Annotated in this window: 8 protein-coding genes; all 8 read right to left on the bottom strand. The window is 44.6% G+C overall.

Annotated features, from left to right (window positions below):
• Nucleotides 1-363: 363 nt before the first annotated feature.
• Entirely contained in the window at nucleotides 364-777 is a 414-nt protein-coding gene (locus NTU69_05130; protein MCX5802904.1) for a Zn-ribbon domain-containing OB-fold protein, read from the bottom strand.
• A 3-nt stretch (nucleotides 778-780) separates the two neighbouring features.
• Entirely contained in the window at nucleotides 781-1,959 is a 1,179-nt protein-coding gene (locus NTU69_05125; protein ID MCX5802903.1) for a beta-ketoacyl synthase N-terminal-like domain-containing protein, read from the bottom strand.
• A gap of 15 nt (nucleotides 1,960-1,974) precedes the next feature.
• Nucleotides 1,975-2,976 carry an endolytic transglycosylase MltG gene (mltG, locus tag NTU69_05120; GenBank protein ID MCX5802902.1) on the bottom strand — a complete coding sequence of 334 codons (1,002 nt, stop codon included), beginning with the start codon at nucleotides 2,974-2,976 and terminating at the stop codon, nucleotides 1,975-1,977.
• A complete protein-coding gene (ruvX, locus tag NTU69_05115; GenBank protein MCX5802901.1) occupies nucleotides 2,957-3,373 on the bottom strand; it encodes a Holliday junction resolvase RuvX in 417 nt (138 codons plus the stop codon). Before ruvX ends, mltG begins: the two co-directional genes overlap by 20 nt.
• A 127-nt stretch (nucleotides 3,374-3,500) precedes the next feature.
• Nucleotides 3,501-4,352 (bottom strand): hydrogenase iron-sulfur subunit, encoded by an 852-nt coding sequence (locus NTU69_05110; GenBank protein MCX5802900.1) that lies wholly within the window; start codon nucleotides 4,350-4,352, stop codon nucleotides 3,501-3,503.
• Between the two features lie 51 nt (nucleotides 4,353-4,403).
• Nucleotides 4,404-7,490 (bottom strand): FAD-dependent oxidoreductase, encoded by a 3,087-nt coding sequence (locus tag NTU69_05105; protein MCX5802899.1) that lies wholly within the window; start codon nucleotides 7,488-7,490, stop codon nucleotides 4,404-4,406.
• Between the two features lie 68 nt (nucleotides 7,491-7,558).
• Nucleotides 7,559-8,374, bottom strand: coding sequence for a formate dehydrogenase accessory sulfurtransferase FdhD (gene fdhD, locus NTU69_05100; GenBank protein MCX5802898.1), 816 nt, complete (start codon nucleotides 8,372-8,374; stop codon nucleotides 7,559-7,561).
• Between the two features lie 3 nt (nucleotides 8,375-8,377).
• Nucleotides 8,378-9,043, bottom strand: a 666-nt coding sequence (locus NTU69_05095; protein MCX5802897.1) for a (Fe-S)-binding protein, incomplete at its 5' end; no start/stop codon positions are given.

Raw genomic sequence — 9,043 nt, 5'->3', positions numbered from 1 at the left:
TTCCAGCAGGTAGGGGAGACGGTTAGTAGCGGACGCCCTATCAGCGACGAAGCGAAGAAAAGGTGTCACACGCTTGGCAAAGAACTTGTGAAAGACCCAGGCAAAGGGACCGCTAAATAATAAATTCATCGGCTTGTAAGGCATTCAGGTGTTATCAACGGTTCAAATAATTGCTGGAAGAGCTTTTGTGTAACAGTTTTTTTGTCTTTTCAGTCTATCTTGTCTATGTGGTCTATTTGGTTTATCTGGTTATGACAAAATAGACAAAAAGACTGAATAGATAGGATAAAGGGCTGCCCGAAGGCAGCCCTTTAATGGCTTTCAGTTTTTTTCACTCACCACTCACCACTTACCACTGCTCTTTCACGCCTTTACGATCTCAAAAGACATCTGGCCGTCGTCATATTTCATAGTCCTGATAGCGACATCCATTCCGACGCTCACGTCTTCAGGCTTTATGTCTTTTGCCAGTCTGGCAAAGAGTTTCAAGCCACTGCCGAAGTCTACCACACCCATTGTATATGGCGGGTCTGCCTCGAAACCAAAGGGCGCGTACATAGCGGTTGTGAATGTTTCAAGTTTTCCGTTTTTTGGCATTTCAAACCAGTCCATCTCTTTTGATAGACAGACAGAACAATCTGCCCTTGGCGGGAAAAACTTTGCACCGCATTTTTTGCACACTGTGCCTTCTACCTTTCCTTCTGCGAGAAAATCAACAAACTTTGCCATCTTTGTTATACCTGTAAAGCTTTTTCTTCCGAATTTTTCAAATCCCATAGGTCACCTCCCGAATATTGTAACGTTACCATAAAGACCAACACCACCCACATTATGAACAAGACCGATTTCCGGATCCTTTATCTGCATTGGGCCCGCCTCTCCTCTGAGCTGCAAAACTATTGTACGGATCTGTGATCCGCCTGTTGCACCGATTGGATGACCCTTCGAAAGAAGTCCACCGTCAACGTTCACAGGGATCCTACCTTCTTTATAGGTCTCTTTTGCCTTGATTAATTCCTTGCCTTCGCCAACCTTTGCAAATCCAAGGCCCTCATAGGCCATGATCTCGGCAATGGTAAAGCAATCGTGAACCTCTGCCACATCAACGTCTTTCGCTGTTATTTTTGCCATTTTGTATGCCTGGTTTGCTGCTCCGTAGCCCACGCTTAGTCCCTTTGCAAAGTCCGGTCTTGCGGCCATATTTACTGCCTCAGATGCAGCTCCAATGCCAAGGATCCAGATAGGTTTTTTTGATATTGCCTTCACCTTTTTTGCATTTGCAAGGATGATGCACGAACTTCCATCTGCATTGGCACAGCAATCACCCACGCGCAAGGGCCATGCTACAGGACCTGCCAGCTTTGCATCAGGATTCTTTGGATCAAAATCTTCGGGTTTCACCCCTTTGCGGTAGACCGCCCTTTCATTAATTACCCCATAAGTGGCAGATTTGAGCCTCACTGCCATGAGGTCATCGTGGGTTAAGCCGTGGTTTGCCATATAAGCCCTTGCATATAATGCATAGTAGGCAGGCATCATCGTTCCAAAAGGTGCCTCCCACTGGATGTCTGCACCCCTCCCCATCCTTTCCTGGGATTCAGCAGAAGTGATTTCTGACATCTTCTGGAAGCCGAGGACAACAACGATATCATGGAGACCTGACTTGATCATGCTATACGCTACCTTCACACCGGAACTGCTTGAAGAACAAACAGTTTCAATGTAAAAGGTCGGCTGGGGAATTAACCCCAAATACTCTGCCATGACACCAGCAGGCGACCTCTGTTTATCATATTCAGGGGCCGAGCAAAAAACAGAAGCATCAACATCCTTCTGTGTAATACCCGCATCCTGCATAGCCTCCCTGAATGACTCAAAGGCCAATTCCCTGATGGAGCCTTCATAGCCTCTTACAAATGAACTCTGGCCAACACCAATAACTGCAACATCTTTTGCCATAAATCCCTCCTTCACTCATTTTTTTGTGTTTTTGGCTCGTTGATACATTATTACAAAACGGTTATGTTCGTTCATGTCTTTCGAAAAGACATGGGATCCATCATTTTTAGAAACAAAATAAAGATATTCTACTGCTGCTGGATACAGCGCTGCCATGATTGAATTTTTATCCGGACTGCAAATCGGTCCTTTTGGTAAGCCTTTAAATGTATATGTGTTATATGCGGTGTAGGTTGTTAAGTGGGATTTTTTTATCGCACTATTAAATGCACCCGTTCCGTATATTACTGTTGGGTCACTATCAAGGCTCATATCCTTTTTTAATCTGTTGTGAAAGACTGCCGAGATGAGCGGTTTTTCCTCCTTTAATTTTGCCTCCCTTTCTATCATTGATGCCAGGGTTAGCGTCTTGTGCATGTCGAAATTTAATTCTTCCATCCTTTTCTTTATATCCTCTTTTGTGAAGATATTAAAGGTTCTTTGAGCTATCTTCTCTATTAAACCCTCAATCTCTATCTCCTTGCTATAATAGTATGTGTCTGGTGGAAGATAACCTTCCAAGGAATCAGAGGTTATCCCTAATTTGCTCAACATGGTTTTATCTTTTGCGAGCTTCAGGAATTCAACCCTTTTCATAATCTCTGCCTTTTCTATAGCGTCAGCAATGTTGTATAGATTGTAGCCTTCCACTATTCTCAGTGCATATATATGTCTATCCCCGCGGCCCATCTTTTTTAATATGCCCAGTATGGACATATCTTTTCTAAGCTCGTATTCTCCGGCTATCAGCTTGCCTCCGTAAAGTAAAGAAAAGACCATAAAGAGGGAGGAGGAGCTTATTATGCCGTCATTCTTAAGCCTATCAGCAATGTTGTGTAAACTTGTTCCATTCTTCACAATTATAATTATAGGTTCACTATCAGTATCCATAGGGATACTTGCAAATATGATTGATTGAGTGATTAGTAAGATTATTAATGATATGGCGATGATCTTTTTATCTTTTTTTGTGAGCATCCAGGTATCCCTGAAGTATGATCTGTGATGCCATCATATCTAAGAGCGGTCTTCTTTTTTTGTGTTTTATCTGCGCCATTTCCAGTATTCTGTGTGCTTCGTTTGTGCTGAACCTTTCATCCCACAAAGCAATTGGAATGAGTGTATATTTTTCAATCTCTTCTGCAAAGTTAATAATCTCCTTTGCCTTCTTCCCAATGGTCCCGTTTAGATTCTTTGGTAATCCAATAACAATTTCTTTGATATCATAATTTTCAACAATCTTTTTAAACTCTTCCAAATCCTCTTTCATTGAGCTTCTTCTGTAGACTTTGTGTGCCAGCGCTATGCTAAAAGTAGGGTCTGATAATGAAATCCCTATCTTCCTTTCGCCAACATCAAGACCCATGATACGCATGTTTGTGTATTATAGCAGTTTTTGGTGAGGATTCAAGAATAAATCTAATTTCTCGTCGTGACAAAATGTAGGAATGAATATCCATACATTTTATGCTGCCTCCAAAACGCTCATTCCTTTCCTTGCTTCAACTAACTTCTTTTTCTTTACTCTTTCTGACTATGGTTCTTTTTTCTTCAGGAATAGGAGGCGGAACAGGCGCGCCGGAAATCTTCGTCACCGCACCAAATTTAGGGGGACAAGCTTCAAAGCAAGTTCCGCATTTAATGCATTTCTCTTGATCAACTACATGGATCTGGTTCTTTGCACTTATGATCGCCTCTACAGGGCATCTCTTAGCGCAGGTCATACAGGCCTGGCACTTAGTCGGATCAATATAGTACGAGACCACTTCACGAAATAGACTGTCTATCTCGTCTTTGGTGAAAAGTTTGTCATATTCTTCTATATTCTGAAGACGTGACCCCAGCTTCTCATTTTTCACCATCTTAATGTATGGGACCAGCTTTGTAATTTCTGCAAGTTTGGACTTTAATTCTTCTTTGTCTATTCCTTCACCTTTGCCTTTGCCAAGTGGTCCTAACCCCTTCACCGTCTTGACAAAATCATTAATAACTTCGGCGAAAAGGATTCCTTCACCGGAAGACATAAATTCGATCCTTAACCTTTCTGGGTTCAGCCCTATGTGTTCCATTATTTTTCTACATAGAAGCACCATGTTTAGTGCATGGTAATTTCCATGAGTAATATAATTACATTCATTAAGATGGCAACCGCCGATAAACACCCCGTCATTTCCTTTTGAGAAAGCCCGGAGTACAAATGCCAGGTCGACTCTGCCAGTGCACATAACGCGGATAAGCCTGATTTCAGTTGTATATTGCAGTCTGGAAACTCCAGCCATGTCAGCAGCGCCGTATGCTCACCAATGGCATACAAAACCTAATATTCTTGGTTTAAATTTAAGTCCTGTACTCATTCGTTCTCACCTCCTTTGTTAAAAATCCTGGTTTTATTCGTTCGTATACTTCTACACATCTCCAACCGCCGCATCAATTTCGCTCAAGAGCTCTTCATCGGTATAGTGCTTTAGTGAAATAGCCCCTGTTGGACACTTTGAGTTACAGAGACCATCTCCTTTACAGAGAACAGGATTAACTACAGCCTTTTTGCCTTGTTTTGTATCACGAAACTCTAAGGCACCATACGTACAGACTGAGATACATGCCCCACACCCCATACACTTACTCTCATTCACCTCGCACACAGAGCCGGAGGCGACGACTGTATCATGCGAGAGAAGGGTTAAAGCCCGGCCTGCAGCTCCATAAGCCTGGTTAATCGTTTCCTGTATAAACTTAGGATAGTGAGCCAATCCACAAAGATAAACGCCGTCTGTAGCAAACTCAACAGGTCTTAATTTGACATGGGCTTCTTTGAAGAAGCCATCCGGGCTCAAAGTTACCTTGAATTGTCCGGCTACTTCCTTGGTTGCTGCGGAGGGAACAACAGCGGCAGCCAAAGCAATGATATCAGCATCTAATTCAAGCTTTTTACCTAGAATATAATCTGTCGCAGTAACCTTTAGAACAGGCCGACCCTCATCCGACTTACCAGGTTTCACCTGAGGTTTATCCTCCGGCTCATAGCGGATGAACTTTACATCTTTATCTGCCGCTTCCCGGTAATAATCCTCTTTGAATCCATACGTTCTCATATCCCGAAAGAGGATGTATATATCCATCTTGGGGTTTATCTCTTTCAGTTTCAATGCGTTCTTTATAGACTCGCTACAGCATATCCTGCTGCAGTAATTTCTGTCTTCCTGTCTGCAGCCTACACATTGGATCATCACGAGACTTTCTGCGTTAATTACCTTTTCTTCTCCTTTGTTGATCCGCTCATCCAACTCAAGGTGGGTCATTACCCTGTCATCTTCTCCATAAAGGTATTCGGTAGGTGTATATACATCAGCACCTATAGCGATGACGGCTGCACCATGTTTTATCTCTGTGACCCCTCTTTCAGACTTCACCCTGGTTACGAAATTCCCAACATAACCTGTAGCCTCCGTGATGATGGCATCAGTATATACATGTACTAAGGGGTGCTGGTAAACCTTTCTCATAAGATCACGCAAATAGGCCTGAACATCGAGTCCTTCCAGCGTGGAATGAATTCTTCGTGCTATTCCCCCAAGGTTTGTATCCTTTTCCAACAGGTAAACCTCATGTCCCTGATTCGCTATGGAGAGAGCACAATTCATGCCGGCTATACCTCCACCAACCACTAACGCCGTTTTATTTACTGGCAGATCAAATTCCTGTAATGGCTCCAAATGGCAAGCTCGTGCTACCGACATCCGGATTATATCCTGTGCCTTCTCTGTGGCCTCTTCCTTTTCTTTAGAGTGGACCCAGGAGTTATGCTCCCTAATATTAGCCATTTCGTAGTAATATTGATTAATTCCCGCCTCCCGAACGGTGTCCCGGAATAACGGTTCAAGGGTCCTGGGGGAGCAGGCAGCGACAACCACTCGATTGAGCCCTTTTTCCTTTGTCTTGTCTGTTATTTCTTGGGCAGAATTAGTAGCACATGAAAATAGCTGTTCCTGAGCGTAGACAACATTCGGTAAGGTTAAGGCATATTCAACTGTGGAAGGAACATTTACTATCCTTCCGATATTAGCCCCACAATGACACACAAAGACTCCTATCCTTGGCTCCTCTCCCGAGACATCCCTTTCCGGCGGATATATCCTTTCTTTGTCAAGATTTCCTCGCCTGTAGTCAAGGAGTTCACCACATTGGGAACTAGCTCCGCTGGCGCTAAAAACCGACTCGGGAATATCTATAGGACCCTGGAAGCCTCCGCTTACAAAGATCCCAGGCCTGTTGGTCTCCATAGGATTGACAGGATTGAGCTTACAAAAATCGTGAGGATCGAGTTCAATGCCGTATTTTTTTGCCAGGCCCTTCACATCAGCGGGAGGATTCAATCCAATGGATAATACCACCATATCGAATTCTTCCTCTTTTACACCATCGTCGGGTGTAGAATACCGTATGGTTACATTCCTGGTTTCCGGGTTCTCTTTTACTATTGATGTGTAGCTTCTGATAAACCGAACCCCGGGAAGTTTCTCTGTTCTTTCGTAGAATCGCTCAAAATCCTTCCCATAGGAACGAATATCGTTATGGAATATCGTACACTCTGCCTCCGCGTCATGATCTTTTGTCAAAATCACATGTTTCTGGGCATAGGTGCAGCATACGGCTGAACAATAGCTGTTACCGCCCTCGATAACCTGTCTGGAACCGACGCATTGAATCCAGGCTATTTTATGGGGATGCTTCTTGTCGGAAGCACGCAGTATCTCACCTTCGTATGGCCCGGTGGCGCATAACAGCCGTTCATAGTCCATACCGGTTACCACGTTCACAAACTCTCCGTAGCGATATTCCTCCCTCACCTTAGGATCAAATGGCTCAAGGCCAGGAGACAGAATTATGGCCCCTACATTTATTTCTACCTTCTCCGGCGCTTGTTTTAAATCTATGGCGTTATTCTTACATACTGCTTCGCAAATACGACATTTATTCTCTTTAAGGTAAAGACAGCTTTCATCTATATAAGTGACAAGTGGAATTGCCTGAGCGAAATATACATGGACGGCTTTATTCTTCGATATTTCCTGATTATACTGATCAGGATACTTGACGGGGCAGTATTCTACACAGGTAGTACAACCCGTGCATTTGCTCTCTATGATATATCTGGGCTTTTTAATCAGCGTTACGTTGAAGTTTCCTGATTCCCCTACTACACTGTCAACTTCAGTATAGGTCAGGACCTCTATATTGGGATGCCGGCCGACCTCGACCAGTTTGGGTGCGAGTATTCACATGGAGCAGTCATTGGTGGGAAAGGTCTTGTCAAGCTGGGCCATATGGCCCCCAATGCTCGGCTCTTTTTCAACCAGGTAAACCTTAAAACCAGCAGTGGCAAGATCAAGAGAGGCTTGAATACCGCTGATCCCTCCACCAACAACCATTACGTCTCCAAAATTACTGTCTCCAAGACTTTTACAAAGCTGTTGAATTTGTTCTTTTTCCAATAGTTCTTTTTCCACTTTCTATCACCTCATCAGGTTTTATGTGCCCGTACTGTCCGGGTTAGCCGTACTTAATTTGTTGGGCAGCCAAGTCGCTCCGGGTGTGAATACACCGTAAGACGTCTGCCACGCGCATAGCCAACCAGGGCAATGCCCAGTTCACGGGCAAGCGAAATGCCGCGTCCCGTCGGCGAGGTCCGCGAAACAACAACCGGGACCTGCATCCCTGCCACTTTGAGCAACATCTCGGACGAAACGCGACCGGTGCTCAGTAGCAGTCGATCTCTGATTGATATTCCCCTCAATAGACATTCGCCCTGGATCTTGTAGAAGGTGTTATGTCGTCCGATATCCTCAGCCACTACTATCAGGTTCTTGGTATCGGACAGAGCTGAGGCGTGCACGCCACCAGAAAGCCGATACAGCTCCATCTGCTCTATAAGCTGCTTCATCAGTGATAGCACTTCCCTTGGTGTAACAACAAGATCCGAATCAACCCTCTGTCCCTGAGTTTTGAAAGTTGCACCGCCACCGCAGCCAGAGGTGAGTGTCCGTTTCAGCGTTGGCAATTCATACTCGGGGTTAGAGAGCATCACATCGGCCAGCGAATCATCCTCACACACCCGCATGCTCGCCACGTCGCCGAGACTTAAGATGATTCCCTCTGCGTAAAGGAATCCGATGACAAGGCAATTCAGCTTGGTTGGAGTGCACAGGATGGTGACCAGTTCCTGGCGATTTACATAGACTGTGAGCTGCATCTCGGTAGGCACATGAACTGAGGTCCTGACCCATCCCTCGTCCGAAAAGCGATCGCAGACTATGTTTGGTTCGACACCTTTCAGATCCGATACGTCAATCGCTTCTTGCATGTTTAGCTTCTTCATCCTCTAAATAACTTCCTGGAGAATCTCCGTGATGTCCTTAACCTCTATGACCTCACCATAATTCAGGACTAACCTGCTATCCTCAAGAGCGGTGATGCAATAGGGGCAGGAAGTAGCCAGCACCTCAGCCCCAACCCCAATGGCTTGTTCTAATCTGAGGTTGGAGAATCTTTCATCCTTTAGTGTTTCCATCCAAACCCTGCCTCCTCCCATTCCGCAACAGAGGCTATCTTTCCGCGACTCATCCATCTCAAACAACTCTAAACCAGGTATCTTCTTTAAGACCCCTCGGGGTTCGTCATATATGCCATTATGTCGACCCAGGTAACATGGGTCATGATAGGTAACTTTCTTCCCATACTCCCTGGTGATCTCAAGTCTCCCTTCATTAATAAGCTCGAATAAATATTGGGAGATATGAACCACCTCAAAGTTCACCTTGAATTCAGGATACTCGTTTTTGAAGGTGTGGTAGCAATGTGGAGAAGAAACAAGGATCTTCTTCACCCCATTTTCGATAAAAGTTTTGATGTTTTCCCGGGCTAAGCGTTTGAATAATTCCTCATTGCCTGTCTTGCGAATGCTTTCTCCGCAGCAATTCTCCTTGGTACCCAGTATCCCGAAATCTACCCCTGCCTTTTTCAGGATATTGGCCGTGGCTTGAGCTAC

The sequence above is a fragment of the Pseudomonadota bacterium genome, from assembly GCA_026388215.1.
In the GTDB taxonomy this organism is placed as follows: domain Bacteria; phylum Desulfobacterota; class Syntrophorhabdia; order Syntrophorhabdales; family Syntrophorhabdaceae; genus JAPLKF01.
Note: the sequence above shows the minus strand (reverse complement) of the source record. Positions and strands in the feature narration are given on the sequence as shown.

Excerpts from the sequence above, each read along its gene's own strand:
- ruvX (MCX5802901.1), bottom strand. The coding sequence starts at position 3,373 with ATGCGTATCATGGGTCTTGATGTTGGCGAAAGGAAGATAGGGATTTCA.
- fdhD (MCX5802898.1), bottom strand. The coding sequence starts at position 8,374 with ATGAAGAAGCTAAACATGCAAGAAGCGATTGACGTATCGGATCTGAAA.
- mltG (MCX5802902.1), bottom strand. The coding sequence starts at position 2,976 with ATGCTCACAAAAAAAGATAAAAAGATCATCGCCATATCATTAATAATC.
- NTU69_05130 (MCX5802904.1), bottom strand. The coding sequence starts at position 777 with ATGGGATTTGAAAAATTCGGAAGAAAAAGCTTTACAGGTATAACAAAG.
- NTU69_05125 (MCX5802903.1), bottom strand. The coding sequence starts at position 1,959 with ATGGCAAAAGATGTTGCAGTTATTGGTGTTGGCCAGAGTTCATTTGTA.